Here is a 15,623-nt window from a genome sequence, read left to right on the forward strand (position 1 = left end):
AAGGGAGGGCACGCTTCGCGCTTGTATGGAACGCCAGAGCCGCTATCCCCCGGCCCGCGATGGCGCGGGTGGTCTTCCTGTTCAATCACGATGCGGCCCATCAGGTCGCGCATCTGGCCGGTATCGCTGCGGCCTTCAGCGACGCCTATCCCGAGAGCGAGGCCATCGTGGCATTCGCCAGCGATATCATCGAGCAACGCATCCGCGAACTGGTCACAGATCATGCGGCGGCCCGGATGGTCTGGGTCAGGCTGACTCTTCCCCGCCCGGTTGCCGTCGTGGCACGTCGGCTGGATCGCTGGCTGCCCGCATCGCGCCTGCTACGACTGCGGCTTCATCGAAAGCTCTTAGCTTCGGCCGATGCGGTCGTTTCCACCGAACGCACGTGCCTGCGGGTTCGCGATGCTTTGCCCGAGGCGAACCGGCCGCAGTTTATCCGCGTGCCCCACGGCACCGGGGATCGCAGTGTCACCTTTCATCCCGAACACCGCAAGTTCGATCTGACCCTGGTCGCCGGCAGCAAGCTGAAGGATCAACTGGTCGCGCACGGCGTCGACCCCGCAAGGATCGCAGTCACCGGCTATTCCAAGTTCGAGAACATCGATCTGTCCGCCCGCCCCCGCCTGTTCGCCAATGACCGGCCGACGATCGTCTACAACCCGCATTTCGATCCGCACTTGTCGAGCTGGTACGATCTTGGCCCGGCAATCCTTGACTGGTTCGCAAGCGAGGCGGGGCAGCGCTTCAATCTCATCTTCGCCCCGCACGTCATGCTGTTCCGCAAGCGCGTTCACGCATCGCCGGAGTACCGCGTGGCACGGCGGCGGCCAGATATTCCCCCATCGGTTGAGGGTGCAGGCAACGTCCTTGTCGATGTGGCAGGCCCAAGTCTGTTCGACATGAGCTATCTGCTTGCGGCGGACGCTTACCTTGGCGACGCCTCGAGCCAGATTTACGAGTATCTGGTGCGGCCCCGCCCGGTCGTCATCCTGGATCCCTCCGGTGCCCTGCAACGCGAAGGCGCGGCTGCGCTGCCTTTTCTCGCCACTGGGCCGACCGCGGTGGATATCGAGCAGGTAATTCAGGCTCTGGAAGATCTGCCCGCCCTTGCAGACCGCTATCGCGCCAGTCAGCGTGCTTTGATCGAACGGACCTTCGCCCTCGACGATGTTCCGCCCTCCCGCCGTGCCGCCGCTGCGATTGCGCACGCGCTTGCGAGCAGACCTCGCTGACATGCGGATCACCTATGTCATTAACTCCGTCGAGGGCGGCGGCGCGCAGTCCCCCCTGCCGCACATCGTCGGCGCGCTGGAGAAAGCCGGTGCCAAGGTCACCGTTCTTGCTCTGGCGCGAAGGAACGGGAAGGCTATTGCGCTGCTCGAACGGCATGGCATCCGGTTCGAGGTCCGCGAGGGGGAGGAAGGCGACCACCTGGCAGCATTGCGCTGGATCGTCGCGCAGGCGCGCGAGCATTCCAGCGACGTCTTGTGGACGTCTCTGACCCGGGCCACCCTGCTGGGCCAAATTGCGGGCCAGCGCTTGCTGCTGCCGGTGGTGAGCTGGCAGCATAATGCCTTTCTCAAGCCGTGGAACGAGCGCCTGCTGCGGCTGCGGTCTTCCGCATCCGACCTGTGGATCGCGGATAGCGACGATGTCGCCCAACTGACGGCACGGCGCATGCGCGTTGCGCAGACGCGGCTGATGACCTGGCCGATCTTCGCAGCCGACCCCGCCGCGCCCGTCGCCCGCCCCGCCTTGCGCGGCGAACGTTTGCGCATCGGCTCGCTGGGGCGGCTTCATCCGAACAAGGGCTATGACGTCCTGATCGAGGCGCTGCGTTTGATGGTTCGGCAAGACCCGGTGATTGCCGGCCGGGTGTCATTCGCGATCGCGGGAATCGGTGAAGAGGAGGACAGCTTAAGGCAAAAGGCAACCGCGCTTGGGGTTGCCGACTTGATCCAGTTCGTCAGACATATCGACGATCCGGCAGCCTTCCTCGCCGCTTGCCATGCCTATGTGCAGCCGTCGCGGCGCGAAGGGTTTTGTATCGCGGCGCACGAGGCGATGCAGGCGGGGCTGGCACTGGTTGTCTCGCGGACCGGGCAGATGCCTCGCACGGTCACGGCGGCGGATGCGGGTCTGGTTGTCGAACCCAAGGAGCCGGAAGAACTCGCCGCTGCGCTCATCGAACTGGCGCGGGATGACACCAGACGCGCGGTTTGGGGTGCAAACGCACGGCGGCATGTGCTGAGCCAATACTCGAAGGACCGGTTCGATGCGATCGGCGCAGAGATCGTCTCGCGGATTGCCTCGCTGCCTATTCGCCGCTGATCGCGCGCCACCCGCGCGCCGCAGCCAGCCGGCGTTTGCGAGCCGAGGCATTCACGAAGACCGCCTCGTCCGCCAGGTCGAGCAGCGGTGCATCGGCAAAGCTGTCGCTCACGAAGCGGATGTGCAGGTCTTTGGGGTTCAGTCCGTGCCGCGCGAGCCAGGCGAGCACGCGGCGATGCTTTTCGGTGCCGTAGCAATTGTCGCCGTCGATCCGCTGACCATCCCATTTGGTGCCGATCACGTGTAGGATGCTGAAATGATGGGCAAAACTGCCGGCGTAGAATTCGAATGCGGCGGTCGCCATGATGACCGTGTGCCCGGCGGCGAGGTCATTCCTTAGCAACTCCACGACGGCAGGCATTGCCCCGCCGCGGCGCATATGATGGCCGGCAAATGCGTGACCGAGTTCGACCAGATCGTCCGGCGTTGCCCTGCCCGCCATCAGCCTCAACCCAAACGCTTTCAGCCGTCCGCGCGTAAGCAAGCCTGCTTTGTAGCCGGCCATCGCGGCCGCCCATACCGGCAGCATCAGCAACCTTGGCGGGCAACGCCGTCTTGCTGCAAAAACCAGGAACGGGGTGAAAGTCGCAATTCGGGTCAGGGTCTTGTCGAGATCGTAGATCGCAATACGCCGCATGGCCGCGCTGCTGGCAGGATGGGTCTTGCAATTCAAGCGCACGACGCCGAGATCGTCGCGGCAAGCCTTGCACTGCCCGTTCGCGCCGTTAGGACGGCACGAGGACAACAGGACGTTCGATCAGATGGCTACCTTTACCCTCCCGAAGAATTCCAAGATTACCGGCACGGGCAATACCCACAAGGCCGAAGGCGGGGGGCGGCTCAAGACCTTCAGGATCTACCGCTACGATCCCGATAGCGGGAAGAATCCGCGTTACGATACGTTCGAGGTCGATCTGGACAATTGCGGCCCGATGGTCCTCGACGCGCTGTTCAAGATCAAGCACGACATGGACCCCACGCTTACCTTCCGGCGCTCCTGCCGGGAAGGCATCTGCGGCTCATGCTCGATGAACATGAACGGCAGGAACGGCCTGGCCTGCACCACCGCGATCGAAGACCTGAAGGGCGATGTGCGGATCACGCCCCTTCCCCACATGGAAGTGATCAAGGACCTCGTGCCCGATTTTACGCATTTCTACGCTCAATATGCCTCGATCCGTCCATGGTTGCAGACTGTCTCGCCCACGCCGAGCGGCAAGGAACGCCTGCAATCGCCCGAACAGCGCGAACGGCTGGATGGATTGTACGAATGCATCCTGTGCGCCTGCTGCTCGACCGCCTGTCCCAGCTACTGGTGGAACAGCGATCGCTTCCTCGGCCCGGCAATCCTCCTGCAGGCGTACCGCTGGCTGGCCGACAGCCGCGACGAGATGACGGGCGAGCGGCTCGATCAGCTTGAAGATCCCTTCCGCCTCTATCGCTGCCATACGATCATGAACTGCGCCAATGTTTGCCCCAAGGGTCTGAATCCAGCCAAGGCGATTGCCGAAACCAAGAAGATGCTGGTCGACCGCGCGGTCTGAGATGCCACCTGAAGATCTGTTCGATTGCGGCCCCGATCCGGACAATCCTGGCTGGAATCACTGGAACCTCAAGGACACCTCGCTGTTCAACGGCGCGGTTATGGGCCGCTTGATTGCCCGGCGCGATCCGAACGGAATGGCCCGGCTGCGCATGTTTCCCGAACGCCGGCACGAGAACGTGCAAGGCATCATCCACGGCGCCGTGACCCTTTCTCTCATCGACATATCGCTGTTCACCACGATGCATACGATCGGCAGCGGTAACGCCGGGCCTTCCGTCACACTCGAATTATCGACGCAGTTTGTCGGGGCGGGCGATCCTTCCCGGCCGCTCGACGCGGTCAGCGAGATCGTGCGCGAGACCGGCAAGCTGGTCTTCGTTCGCGGGACGGTCGAGCAGGACGAAACCACGGTTGCCGCTTTTTCCGGGATCGTGCGTAAGATGAACCGCGCCGCCCCCGCATGAGCGGCATTCTTGCGCGTTATCTCGATCTTGTCGAACGTAGAGAGCTGCGCCCGGATACCGATCAGCATCAGGTCGCCATCCGGTTGCAGGCCCTGCAGGACGCGCTTGAGAAGGGCGGCGACCGGGGCTTCCTGGCGCGGCTGATGAAATCCCGTCCCCCTCAACCGCGCGGGGTGTATATGTGGGGCGGGGTCGGGCGCGGCAAATCGATGCTGATGGACCTCTTCGTCGAAACACTGGCCATCGACGAGAAGCGACGGGTTCACTTTCACGCGTTCATGCTTGAAGTCGATCAAAGGATGCGTCAGCAGCGGCTGCGCCGCGAAGACGATCCGATCGCCCATGTGGCCCGGGATCTCGCAACGGGGCTGCGATGTCTCGCCTTCGACGAGATGGTCGTTTCCAATACGGCGGATGCGGCCATCATGGCGCGGCTGTTTACCGCGCTCATCCGCGATCAGCAGGTCACCGTGGTGACGACCAGCAACCGACCGCCGCACGATCTCTACAAGGACGGGCTGAACCGCTCGCTTTTCATGCCGTTCATCGGTTTAGTCGAACAGGAACTCGACGTCCTGCCGCTTGACGGGCCGACCGATTACCGGCTCCAACGTCTTGGCGATATCGATACCTGGCACACCCCTCTAGGCGATGCGGCCACGGCGCAGGTTCGCGAGGCGTTTTTCAGGCTGACCGATTACGCCCCGGAGGATGCTGCGAACGTCCCTTCGGCCGAGCTCGATCTGGGCGGCGGGCGCACGCTTCACGTGCCCAAGAGCCTGAAAGGCGTCGGCGTATTCAGCTTCAAGCGCCTGTGCAGCGAAAACCGCGGCGCTGCAGATTATCTTGCCATCGCGCAGGCCTATCACACGATCATCATCGTGGGCATTCCGCGGATGGGGCCGGAAAACCGCAATGAGGCAATCCGCTTCACCAAGTTGATCGACGCTCTCTACGAGAACAGCGTCAAGCTGTTCGTGACCGCTGCCGCGGAACCGGAACAGCTCTATCCGGAGGGCGATGGTGCGTTCGAGTTCGCGCGGACCGTCAGCCGTCTGAAGGAAATGCAGAGCACCCATTACATGGCGAAGGGGCACGGCCCCCAAGGATAGGCGTTATCCGCCGGGGCGGCTGATTACCACACCGCCCCTCGCACCGGGTATCGACCGCCGCCGGCCTCAAGTCGCCGGACCGGCATTCTCGAAATATTCGATCATCATCTGGAGGACGTGACGCAGCGAACGTTCCTGCTCGTCCACCCGCAGTTCGATCTCGCTTACCCGATGAACGAGCGTTTCCGGAGCCTCCGTATCGTGCTGGCGAGCATGGGTCACCCGCTCGATCTGTTCGCGCAGCGCGGTGAGATGACGGTCCCGTTCGGCAAAGGCACTTTCGATAGCCTCGAGATGGTCGGTCGAGAGGATGGACGAGACCGGACCCGATTGTTCCGCTGGCGTAGCAGTCGCAAATGCCCTTTCCGCAGGCTCTGCGGCGATGTCCCCCGCGGTCTGGGATGGTGGCATCCCCCCGCCCGCCTTCTCCGCCCCCGTCGCGTAGCCACAAGCTGCGACCCCTTCATGTGTCGTCGCTGCTGGTTCCAATTTATCCGCCCCATTGTCCACCGCGCCGGCATCCATGGCCATTTCCGCAAGGACCGAGCCGAGCATCGTTTCGTCGAGCCGATCGGCCCGTTCGACTGTTCCCAGCAGCAGAAGACGCGTCATGACCTGATTGATCTTCCTCGGAAGCCCTCCGGTTGCATGATGAAGGCGTTCCCACAGGCGCGGATCAAGCGTCGGACGACCGTGCCACCCTGCCCGGGTCAGGCGGTGCAGCACATAGGGTTCGACCTCTTGCGGTTCCATGCCCTCCAGATGGTGCGAGGCGATGACCCGCTGCCGCAGTTGTTCAAGCGATCCTGCACTCCGCAGGGTATCGCGAAACTCCGGTTGCCCCAACAGAATGGTCTGCAGAAGCGGCCGCCCCCCGATCTGGAAGTTCGACAGCATCCGCAGTTCCTCCAGCGCATCGCGCGAAAGGTTCTGCGCCTCGTCGACAATAAGCAGCGTACGGCCGCCGTCCATTCCGGTGCGGACAAGAAACTGTTCTATCGCCGCCAGCGCCCGAGGCTTGTTCTTCACCTCACCCAGGCCGAAAGCCCGCGCCACCAGAACCAGCAACTCCTCGCCGTCCAGCAAGCTCGTCACGATCTGGCCGACGGTTACATTCTGTGCATCCAGCTGCTGCCGAAGATGTGCCATCAGGATCGACTTGCCCGCCCCCACTTCGCCCGTGATGACGATGAACCCTTCGGCCTGAGAAAGCCCATACGACAAGTAGCTCAATGCCTTGCGATGGGAATTGCTTTCAAAATAGAACGCCGGATCCGGAGTTAGCTGGAAAGGTCGACTATCGAATCCGTAATATTCTTCGAGCATGGCGGCTTCCTTATCAGAAACCGTCGCTGCGACATCCCGCGCGTTCGAAGTGTATCAAACGAGGATTTCAGCCGCCGGACCCTGCCCGAGAAATGAACTTGGCGACGCACTCGCGCCATAGGCGCCGGCACAGAAGATTGCCACGATATCGCCGGGTTCCGCGCGGGGAAGCAGCGCCTTGTCGGCCAGACGATCGAGCGGGGTGCACAGGCAGCCGACGATGCTGGCCACCTCCACCGGCTCTTCGTTCAGGCGGTTGGCGATTGCGGCGGGATAATTTCGCCGCACCACCGTTCCGAAATTTCCGCTCGCCGCAAGCTGGTGATGCAAGCCGCCATCGGTGATCAGAAAAACTTCGCCGTGGCTGACCTTTCGATCCACGATCCGCGTCAGGTAAACCCCCGCCTCGCCGACTAGGTATCGGCCCAGTTCCAGATGAAATTCGCATCGGGTGAGCGTGGGCGGCAGGTCACCTACCGCGCGGTTCAGCGCGGCACCGATGACTCCGATATCCAGAGGCACGTCCCCGGCAAAATAGGGAATACCAAAGCCGCCCCCCATATTGAGGACCGGAAGCGGCACCCCGGCGTCGCTTGCAAGCCGATCTGCCAGAGCCAGCACCTTGCCCTGCGCCTCGATTATGGCTTGCGCGTCCAGCGACTGGCTTCCGGCAAAAATATGCAAGCCCCGAAACTCGCACGGTTCGTCTGCCAGTTTGCGCATCAGGGCGGGCACCCGCCCGGCATCGATACCGAACGGCTTGGCTCCGCCGGCCATTTTCATACCCGAACCACGCAGTTCGAAATCGGGATTGACCCGGATCGCGAGCCGCGGGGCGGCGCCGAGCTGGCGTCCGATCGCAAGCGCCCTTTCCGCTTCGCTCTCGCTCTCGAGATTGAGGGTAACGCCGGCGGTGATCGCCGCACGAAGTTCCTCGTCCCGCTTTCCAGGTCCGGCGAAACTGATCCGCTCCCCCGGCATTCCTGCGTTGAGCGCCATCGCGAGTTCGCCTCCCGAAGCGATGTCGAAACCATCGACCAACTTCGTCATCGCGGAAAGAAGCGGCGTGAAGCTATTGGCCTTGATCGCATAATTGACGCTGATGGACCTGGGCAGGACGGCGCGCAGGGCCGCGATCCGTTCTGCTACCATAGCCCGCGAATACACGAACAATGGCGTGCGCCCCCCGCGCGCCACGAGTTCGCTGAGCGATATCCCGCCCACCTGGAGCTGCCCGTGAGCTGATCCGAAGCCCATCGGGATAGGGCCGAGCGGCTTCATCGGTTCACGTCCGCGGCGATCCCGGCACGGTCGAGCTTGCCATTCGCATTGCGCGGCAGCGCGTCTCGCCAATGTATTGCGTGTGGTTGCATGAAGCCTGGCAGTTCGGCGGTGAGAGCTTTGCGCAGATTGGCGGTGTCGCCGATCGCACCTTCGACCGGTGGCCTGACGACCAGGTGGATGGTCTGGCCGGTCCGTTCGTCCGCCACGCCCAACGCGACCGCTTCCAGAACCAGACCAGTCGCAAGTGCAGCGGCTTCGACTTCCTGGGGACTGATGCGATGTCCGGAACTCTTGATCATTTCGTCGCGCCTGCCCACGAAGTGAAGAAGGCCGGCGTCGTCCCGTATCACCCGGTCCCCGGACCACACTGCAGTTCCGCCGTATTTCGAGGCGTCAGGGGCCGGGCGGAACCGTTCGGCCGTGCGCTCGCGATCGCGCCAGTATCCCTTGGCAACCAGCGGGCCGCAATGGACGAGTTCGCCTTCGACTTGCGGCGCGGACAGCCTCCCGTCCTCGTCGATAACCAGCACCTCGGCAAATGGTATCGCGGTGCCGATCGCGGTCGGATACCGGTCGACGAGCGCAGGGTCGAGATAGGTTGAGCGAAAGGCTTCGGTAAGGCCGTACATCGGATACAGCGCCGCCTGCGGAAAGGTCGACCGCAAGGCCCGTACCAACCCGGTGGTCAGCGCACCTCCGCTGTTGGTCAGCCGGCGAATGGGAGCGACAGCGTCCTGCAACCATTCGCTTTCGAGCAATTGAACCCACAGTGGCGGGACGCCAGCCAAGGTGGTGACGCCATGCCGCGCGCATGCCTTGGACACGTCGCGCGGCGTCAGATAGTCCAGCGGAACGACGGATCCGCCGGCATACCAGGTGCTGAGGAGCTGGTTCTGCCCGTAGTCGAAACTGAACGGCAGCACGGCCAGGGTGACGTCATCTTCACGCAGGCCAAGATATTGCGCGACCGAAACCGCGCCGAGCCAAAGGTTGGCGTGGCTCAGCATGACCCCTTTCGGCTTGCCTGTAGAGCCGCTGGTATAAAGCAAGGCGGCAAGCGATTCCGGATCGCGGTGCGATGGCGGCAGTCCTTGAGCAAGCTGCCGGCTTTGCGAAATTACGTCGTCTTCGGCAAACGTAACACAGACTTGCGGAAGGTCGTCGCGGCCGAGACTGGCAAGCCGCGTCGATGTCGCGAGCAAGAGCGTCGCACCGCTGTCCGCGAGGATATGTGCCGCCTGGGCCCGCTTCAGCAGCGGGTTGATCGGAACGTGGATCAATCCCGCCCGCGCCGCAGCAAGAGGAAGGAGGCTGGTCAGTTCGCCCTTGGCCGCCCAACTTGCGATCCTTTCTCCGGGTGCGGCACGTTCAGCAAGCCATGCCGCGAGGCGGGCGACGCCCTCGCGCAGTTCGGCATAGGTCAGCACCCTGTCGCGCAGGACCAGAGCAGCGGCCTCGTCCGCTCCGCGCAGCACGAGATGGTCGAGCGGGAGGGGCATAGGATCGGCGGGCAGCATCACGCCCTCGCCTATCAGCAATGCCACACGAGCCCGCAAGCTTCTTTGCACAAATTCCCCTTACTTGCGCCAGCCCCCGTGCATGGCTAGACGCGCGGCGCAGGAGCTTGCCCGGATGACCTTGACGACCCCCGATACAGACGATCCCACCGGGCCGAGCCGCGCGGCGATCGATACAGAGCTGCGTTCGATCCTGGTCGATACCCTCGGGCTCGATGCCAGCGAAGTCGCCGATTTCAAGAGCGATACGGGACTGTTCGGCCATCTTCCCGAACTCGATTCAATGGCGGTCGCCGGTCTGCTTACCGAGATCGAAGATCGCCTCGGCATCATCATCGATGAAGACGATGTCGATGGCGAAATGCTCGAGACGTTCGGCGCGCTGCGGACCTTCATCGAGGCGCGCGTCGTCCTGTCCTAACGGACGAAGAGGCTGGTCAACTCGACATGGGTCGACCATCGGAACTGGCCGACGGGACGTAGAATAGCGAGCCTGAAGCCCGCTTCGCACAGCATGGCCGCGTCCCGCGCCCACGTGGCAGGGTTGCAGCTGACATAGGCGACGCGGCTCACATTGCTGGCGGCGATCTGTGCAATCTGTTCGCGCGCTCCGGCTCTCGGCGGGTCGAGAACCACCGCATCGAAGCGATCCAGTTCCTCTGCGCGCAGCGGGTTGCGAAAAAGGTCGCGATGCATGGCATAGACCTGCCGCCGCGCCCGCCCCGCAGCAGTCTTGCAGGCCAGATGCGCATCGCGGGCAGCCTCCACGGCGAGAACCCTTGTTGTGGACGGAAGCGCGAAGGCAAAGGTGCCCAGTCCGGAGAACAGATCGGCTACCGTGAGAGCATCGCTGAGGAAGGTGGCCACATCCTCGGTCAGCCGCCTCTCGCCATCGAGGGTCGCCTGAAGAAAACTGTCAGGTGGCAGGCCAACCGCTACCCCGCCGAGCGAAATGGTGACCGGCTGCGGCTCCCAAAGGCATTCGATACCATATCCGTCATCGAGTGCGAGCCGGGCAAGAGTGTGGGTTTGCGCAAAATCGACAAGCTGTTCACGTTCGGCAAGAGTTTCGGCAGGCAACCCTTTGATAACACAGTCGATGCCCTGATCGCCTTGCGTCAACCAAACCTCGAGCGGCGCCTTTCCTCTCAATTCCCAAAACATAGCCCGCAACGGGGCGACGAGGTCAAACAGGGACGGAAGGAGGACATGGCATTCGCGTAGATTGACGATCCGGTTCGAGGCGCGCTCGTTGAAACCGAGAATGACACCGCCGGCGGATGACGACCCCCGCAAGCTCGCACGTCGCCTTGAGCGTGGCGGCGAAAGATGCGTTTCCAGCAAAACATCCGGCTCGATGCCGTGCCCGGCGGCGGCATTGGTCACCCGATCGGTGACGAACTGCCGCAAAGCCTCTTCGTCCGCATGTTGCAATTGGCATCCGCCGCAGACGCCGAAGTGACGGCACGGGGGCACCGCCCGGTGCGGGCCTGCCTCGGTCGTCCCGTCGGGCCGGACCAAATCCCCGGGTACCGTCCCGGGCACATGGCGGCCCGAAGCGGTGACGCCATCGCCCTTGGCGGCGATGCGGATGATCGGCTCGTCATCGGTCACAGGAATGTAGCCATCGCCGGCCGGACCGCATGGACGAGATCGCTGGCCGAGAACGTCGGCGCGGCGATACGCGCCGCTTCTGAATGCAGCCACATCCCTTCGGTCGCGGCGCGCTGGGGTTCCTTGTGGACCGCAAGGCGCGAAGCGACGAGCCCGGCGAGGATATCGCCCGTCCCAGCGATCGAGAGCCACGGCGTTGCGGGTGGAAACAGGATCGCCCCCTCCTCGCCTGCCAAAGCGGTATTGCGCCCTTTGGCGAGCACCGTCATCCCCGTCTTACCATGCAGCGCTTTGGCCTGCGCCAACCGTGTCCCTGAAGGAATGCCGAAGGTTCGGCACAGTGCAGCCAACTCGCCATCATGCGGCGTCAATACGACTGCCGATACGTCGCAGCCCTCGATCACATCGCAGTCGAGAAGGTGCAAGGCATCAGCATCGATCACCGTTGGCATCCCCTGATCGAGCGCGATAGCCAAGCGCCCTCGCGCCCCTTCCCCACGGCCAAGCCCCGGTCCGATCAGGAATGCAGATGCCCGATCATCGGACAATTCCTCCTCGAGATTGTCCACGCGAATGACCAGATCGGCCGGTGCCGAGGGGTGCGAATGGTCGCTCAAGAGCCGGACATAGCCCGCGCCCGACCGCATTGCAGCCTCGGCAGCCAGGATCGACGCACCCGGCATCGCTCCACCTACTATCGTCAGCAAGCCGCGCGAATATTTGTGCGCATCGGCGGCGGGCGGTGCGAAGACCGGGCGGGCCGAAAGGAAAGCCTCGGCAGGCGATGACGCCAGACCGATGGGGACGAGCCGCAGGGCGCCCATCAGCAAGGACGCCGGCTGCGTGAAATGCGCCAGTTTCCACGCGCCGAGCGCGAGGGTCAGATCGAAAGAAGGAACGGGCCCGCGGATGCGCCCGGTATCGGCTTCGATCCCGCTCGGTACATCGATGGCGATGCGCATGGCCGGGACATTGCCCATCATTTCGAGAAGCGAAGCGTAATCCCCTGTAATATTATTATTGAGACCGTATCCGAACAGACAATCGACCACGACTGGGGCCCCGATCCGTCCGCTTGTGCGTACCTCGCCATCGAACTTCGAGCGAGCCTCCCGAGCAACCGCACTAACAGGTCCCCGGGGCGCGATCACATCCACCTCGATACCGGCGCGCTGCAAAGCGGCGGCGATCACATAGCCATCGCCGCCGTTGTTGCCCAGGCCGCACAACACGCAAACCCGGCGACCTGCGGCCATCCGCACTACCCACTGTGCCGCGCCTTCGCCTGCACGCCGCATCAGCTCGTACTCGGTGATGCCTGCGGTAATTGCCGCCCGCTCGGCCGCACGCATCTGCGCAACGCTGAGAACAGGTTCGCGATGTTTCTCGCCGTTAAGGTCAGGGGCCTGCAACGTCACCGCAGGAACCCTCTCATCTGCCACCAGTCGGGCCGGGATCGCTCAATCATCGCCGCCGCGCGATCGCGGGCCGCGTCATCCTCGTAAAGGGCGAAACAGGTCGCACCCGAACCCGACATTCGGGCGATCATCGGCTGGGACGCACGAAGTGCTTCAAGAACCTCCGCAATTACCGGGCAGAGCGTGATTGCCGCCGTCTCGAGGTCGTTACGCCCTTCCCTCGCCATCAGGCGGGTGTCTCCACCGGGTAGCGGTCCGCGGTCGATCCCGTCCCATGCGTCGAACACTGCCCCTGTCGACAGCGGTGTTCGCGGGTTCACCAGAAGAACGGCAGTTCCCGCAAGCACATCGTCCGCCGGTTCGAGCGCGGTACCGGTGCCCCGGCCGATGCAGGTCCGGCTTTCGACGCAGGCAGGGACATCGGCACCCAGGCGGGCCGCGCGGGCGCTCCAATCGTCGGGCAGCCCGCTTGCTTCGCGCACGATGCGAAACACCGCCCCTGCATCCGCAGAGCCGCCGCCCAGTCCGGCGGCGACCGGAAGCCGCTTGTCCAGCGTGACGGCCAGGCCGCCAGATCGCGGAAGTACGCCGAGCGCAGTCGACACCAGATTAGCGAAAGGTGCCCCAATAGCAGGCGCGAACTCTCCGGTGATGTGCAGCGTGTCTGCAGCCGCGGGACGAGCTGTCAGCAGATCGCCATCGTCGACAAAGGCGAAAACGGTCTCGATCTCGTGATAGCCATCCTCGCGTCGCCGGCGGACATGCAGCGCCAAATTAATCTTGGCGTAGGCGGTTTCGGTGATCGCCAAGCTACATATTCGGGTAGTTGGGGCCGCCGCCGCCTTCAGGCGTGGTCCATTCGATGTTCTGGTTGGGATCCTTGATATCGCAGGTCTTGCAGTGGACGCAGTTCTGCGAATTGATAACGAATTTGGGCTCGTCGCCGCCTTCGGTCACCCATTCATAAACCCCGGCCGGGCAATAGCGGGTGGAAGGACCGCCAAAGACTTCGAGCTCGCTCTCCCGCTGCAATTCATAGTCGCGCACCTTGAGGTGGTTGGGCTGATCCTCGGCATGATTGGTGTAGCTGTAGGCAACGCTGGTCAGCCTGTCGAAGCTCAGCACACCGTCGGGTTTGGGATAATTGATCGGACGGTGCAGATCCATCCGTTCCAGCATCGTATAGTCGCGGTGATGCTTCATCGAGATCGGCAGGCCGATCTTCAAGGTCCGCATCCACATGTCGATGCCGGCGATCAGGGTGCCGAGATCGTTGCCGAACTTCGCCACCGCCGGCTGCGCGTTCTTCACCAGCTTGAGTTCGTCAGCAATCCAGCTTGACCGGAGGGCGGCATCATAGTCCATCAGCGCGGTTTGCTGTTCGCCGCGACCGATAGCCGCAGCGATGCTTTCGGCGGCTAGCATGCCGCTTTTCATCGCGGTGTGACTGCCCTTGATCCGCGGGACGTTGACGAAGCCGGCGGCGCAGCCGATCAGCGCGCCGCCGGGAAAGGCGAGACGCGGCACGCTCTGCCAGCCGCCCTCGTTGATCGCCCGCGCGCCATAGGCAACCCGCTTCCCCCCTTCGAGCAGTTCGGCAATCGCAGGGTGATGCTTGAAGCGCTGGAATTCCTGATACGGCGAGACATAGGGATTGCGGTAATCGAGCGCGGTGACGAAGCCGATCGCTATCTGGTTGTTGGCCTGGTGGTAGATGAAGCCCCCGCCCCACGTGTCGCTCTCCGACAAAGGCCAGCCCTGGGTGTGGATCACCTTCCCCGGCACGTGCTTCGCAGGGTCGATGTCCCAGACTTCCTTGACGCCGAGGCCATAGACCTGCGGCTGGCAATCCGCCTCCAGATCGAAGCGCTGCTTCATCTGCTTGGTCAGATTGCCGCGCGCGCCCTCCGCGAACAGGGTATATTTCGCGTGGATCTCCATGCCGGGCTGATAGTCGGCCTTGTGCGATCCATCGGCCGCGACGCCCATGTCCTGGGTGATGACCCCCGTCACCGCCCCGGCATCGTCGAACATGACCTCCTTGGCCGGGAATCCCGGAAACACCATCACGCCGAGCGCCTCGGCCTGCTCGGCCAGCCAGCGGGCGAGATTGGCCAGCGAGCCGGTGTACTTGCCCTCGTTCGACATCAGCGGCGGCAGGAACATTTCCGACAGTTCGGACTTGCCGGTGGCGGACAGGAACCAGTGATGGTTCTCCGTCACCGGAGTTTCGGCCATCGGGCAATCCTGGGTCCGCCAGTCGGGCAGGAGTTCGTCGAGCGCGCGCGGATCGAATACCGCGCCCGAAAGGACATGGGCACCGATCTCGCTACCCTTTTCGAGCACGATGACCTCGAGCTCGTCGTTGATCTGCTTGAGGCGGATTGCAGCGGAAAGACCGGCGACGCCGCCTCCGACGATGACGACATCGCAGGGCATCGATTCACGTTCGCTCATATCACTCTCTTCTCATCGCAATCGCCTGGCCAATTGCCTTGATTGCTGGGGCGATTTTGGTCAAGACCCGGGCCGAGCGGATGACCGAAACACATTCCCCCGCAGCACGCGAGTTGCCCACGCGCGCGATGATTGCCGCAGCGTTCGACTGGTGGCGCGAAGCCGGCGTGGACTGCGCTTTCAACGATACGCCGAACGTCTGGCTGCGCGATGATACCGCGGCAGAGCTTTCCCCACCCTCGGCACCCCCGCCACCGCCGCAGGCGATCGGCGTTCGTTCCCCCGTCGAACGGGCGATCGATCGTGCCGGCGACGATCAGGTTACCGGCGGAAAGGCATCGGACTGGCCGCGAGACCTCGAGGCGTTTCGCGAGTGGTGGGTTTCGCCGGCGGCTTTTCCGGAGCTGGCTGCGACCGGGAGGATACCCTCTACCGGGCCGGCGGATGCGCCGCTTGCCATCGTCACTCCCTTTCCTGTGCCCGAAAGTGACCAGCGGCTGATGGCTGCGATCCTGCAGGCGATGGGCCTCGTGCAGCAGGAACTGTTCCTTGCC

Annotated in this window: 14 protein-coding genes and 1 pseudogene; 7 read left to right on the forward strand and 8 right to left on the reverse strand. The window is 63.5% G+C overall.

Features of this window, described 5'->3' with window-relative positions:
* Positions 1–59: 59 nt before the first annotated feature.
* Together ACHFFA_RS02945 and ACHFFA_RS02950 are read left to right on the forward strand one after the other, a co-directional pair.
* Complete coding sequence (locus ACHFFA_RS02945) at positions 60–1,232, forward strand: hypothetical protein (RefSeq protein WP_394269348.1); 1,173 nt, start codon at positions 60–62, stop codon at positions 1,230–1,232.
* A 1-nt stretch (position 1,233) separates the two neighbouring features.
* A complete protein-coding gene (locus ACHFFA_RS02950; RefSeq protein WP_394269349.1) occupies positions 1,234–2,331 on the forward strand; it encodes a glycosyltransferase family 4 protein in 1,098 nt (365 codons plus the stop codon).
* Here ACHFFA_RS02950 and ACHFFA_RS02955 read toward each other — a convergent pair.
* Positions 2,318–2,968 carry an HAD family hydrolase gene (locus tag ACHFFA_RS02955; protein ID WP_394269350.1) on the reverse strand — a complete coding sequence of 217 codons (651 nt, stop codon included), beginning with the start codon at positions 2,966–2,968 and terminating at the stop codon, positions 2,318–2,320. The genes ACHFFA_RS02950 and ACHFFA_RS02955 overlap by 14 nt on opposite strands.
* Before the next feature lie 124 nt (positions 2,969–3,092).
* Between ACHFFA_RS02955 and ACHFFA_RS02960 the strand changes: the two genes are divergently transcribed.
* Genes ACHFFA_RS02960 through zapE form a run of 3 tightly spaced genes read left to right on the forward strand, consistent with a single transcriptional unit; the run spans position 3,093 to position 5,453 of the window.
* On the forward strand, positions 3,093–3,875 hold the full coding sequence (locus ACHFFA_RS02960) for a succinate dehydrogenase iron-sulfur subunit (protein WP_394269351.1): 783 nt from the start codon (positions 3,093–3,095) through the stop codon (positions 3,873–3,875).
* A gap of 1 nt (position 3,876) precedes the next feature.
* Entirely contained in the window at positions 3,877–4,341 is a 465-nt protein-coding gene (locus tag ACHFFA_RS02965; protein WP_394269352.1) for a PaaI family thioesterase, read from the forward strand.
* A complete protein-coding gene (gene zapE / locus ACHFFA_RS02970) occupies positions 4,338–5,453 on the forward strand; it encodes a cell division protein ZapE (protein WP_394269353.1) in 1,116 nt (371 codons plus the stop codon). The genes ACHFFA_RS02965 and zapE overlap by 4 nt, the downstream gene beginning before the upstream one ends.
* A 66-nt stretch (positions 5,454–5,519) precedes the next feature.
* Here the strand turns inward: zapE and ACHFFA_RS02975 are convergent, their stop codons facing one another.
* The 3 genes from ACHFFA_RS02975 to ACHFFA_RS02985 form a co-directional block, all read right to left on the reverse strand.
* The gene (locus tag ACHFFA_RS02975; protein WP_394269354.1) at positions 5,520–6,686 is read right to left on the reverse strand and encodes an ExeA family protein; all 1,167 of its coding nucleotides are present in this window, start codon (positions 6,684–6,686) and stop codon (positions 5,520–5,522) included.
* 147 nt (positions 6,687–6,833) lie between these two features.
* Positions 6,834–8,060, reverse strand: coding sequence for a pyridoxal-dependent decarboxylase, exosortase A system-associated (locus ACHFFA_RS02980; protein ID WP_394269355.1), 1,227 nt, complete (start codon positions 8,058–8,060; stop codon positions 6,834–6,836).
* Positions 8,057–9,580, reverse strand: coding sequence for an acyl-CoA ligase (AMP-forming), exosortase A system-associated (locus tag ACHFFA_RS02985; protein ID WP_394269361.1), 1,524 nt, complete (start codon positions 9,578–9,580; stop codon positions 8,057–8,059). The genes ACHFFA_RS02980 and ACHFFA_RS02985 overlap by 4 nt, the downstream gene beginning before the upstream one ends.
* A gap of 115 nt (positions 9,581–9,695) precedes the next feature.
* Here ACHFFA_RS02985 and ACHFFA_RS02990 point away from each other — a divergent pair, with 115 nt between their 5' ends.
* The gene (locus ACHFFA_RS02990) at positions 9,696–10,001 is read left to right on the forward strand and encodes an acyl carrier protein (protein ID WP_394269362.1); all 306 of its coding nucleotides are present in this window, start codon (positions 9,696–9,698) and stop codon (positions 9,999–10,001) included.
* Here ACHFFA_RS02990 and ACHFFA_RS02995 read toward each other — a convergent pair.
* The 4 genes from ACHFFA_RS02995 to ACHFFA_RS03010 are packed head-to-tail and all read right to left on the reverse strand — an operon-like array spanning position 9,998 to position 15,069.
* The gene (locus tag ACHFFA_RS02995; RefSeq protein ID WP_394269356.1) at positions 9,998–11,194 is read right to left on the reverse strand and encodes a class I SAM-dependent RNA methyltransferase; all 1,197 of its coding nucleotides are present in this window, start codon (positions 11,192–11,194) and stop codon (positions 9,998–10,000) included. The genes ACHFFA_RS02990 and ACHFFA_RS02995 overlap by 4 nt on opposite strands.
* Positions 11,191–12,636, reverse strand: a complete 1,446-nt coding sequence (locus ACHFFA_RS03000; protein ID WP_394269357.1) for an NAD(P)H-hydrate epimerase — start codon at positions 12,634–12,636, stop codon at positions 11,191–11,193. Before ACHFFA_RS03000 ends, ACHFFA_RS02995 begins: the two co-directional genes overlap by 4 nt.
* On the reverse strand, positions 12,609–13,421 hold the full coding sequence (locus ACHFFA_RS03005; RefSeq protein ID WP_394269358.1) for a 4-(cytidine 5'-diphospho)-2-C-methyl-D-erythritol kinase: 813 nt from the start codon (positions 13,419–13,421) through the stop codon (positions 12,609–12,611). The genes ACHFFA_RS03000 and ACHFFA_RS03005 overlap by 28 nt, the downstream gene beginning before the upstream one ends.
* A gap of 1 nt (position 13,422) precedes the next feature.
* The gene (locus ACHFFA_RS03010; protein ID WP_394269359.1) at positions 13,423–15,069 is read right to left on the reverse strand and encodes an electron transfer flavoprotein-ubiquinone oxidoreductase; all 1,647 of its coding nucleotides are present in this window, start codon (positions 15,067–15,069) and stop codon (positions 13,423–13,425) included.
* 80 nt (positions 15,070–15,149) lie between these two features.
* Between ACHFFA_RS03010 and ACHFFA_RS03015 the strand changes: the two are divergent.
* Positions 15,150–15,623, forward strand: a pseudogene (locus ACHFFA_RS03015) (hypothetical protein); the annotation flags it as partial.

The sequence above is a fragment of the Qipengyuania sp. genome, from assembly GCF_043423005.1.
Taxonomy (GTDB): domain Bacteria; phylum Pseudomonadota; class Alphaproteobacteria; order Sphingomonadales; family Sphingomonadaceae; genus Qipengyuania.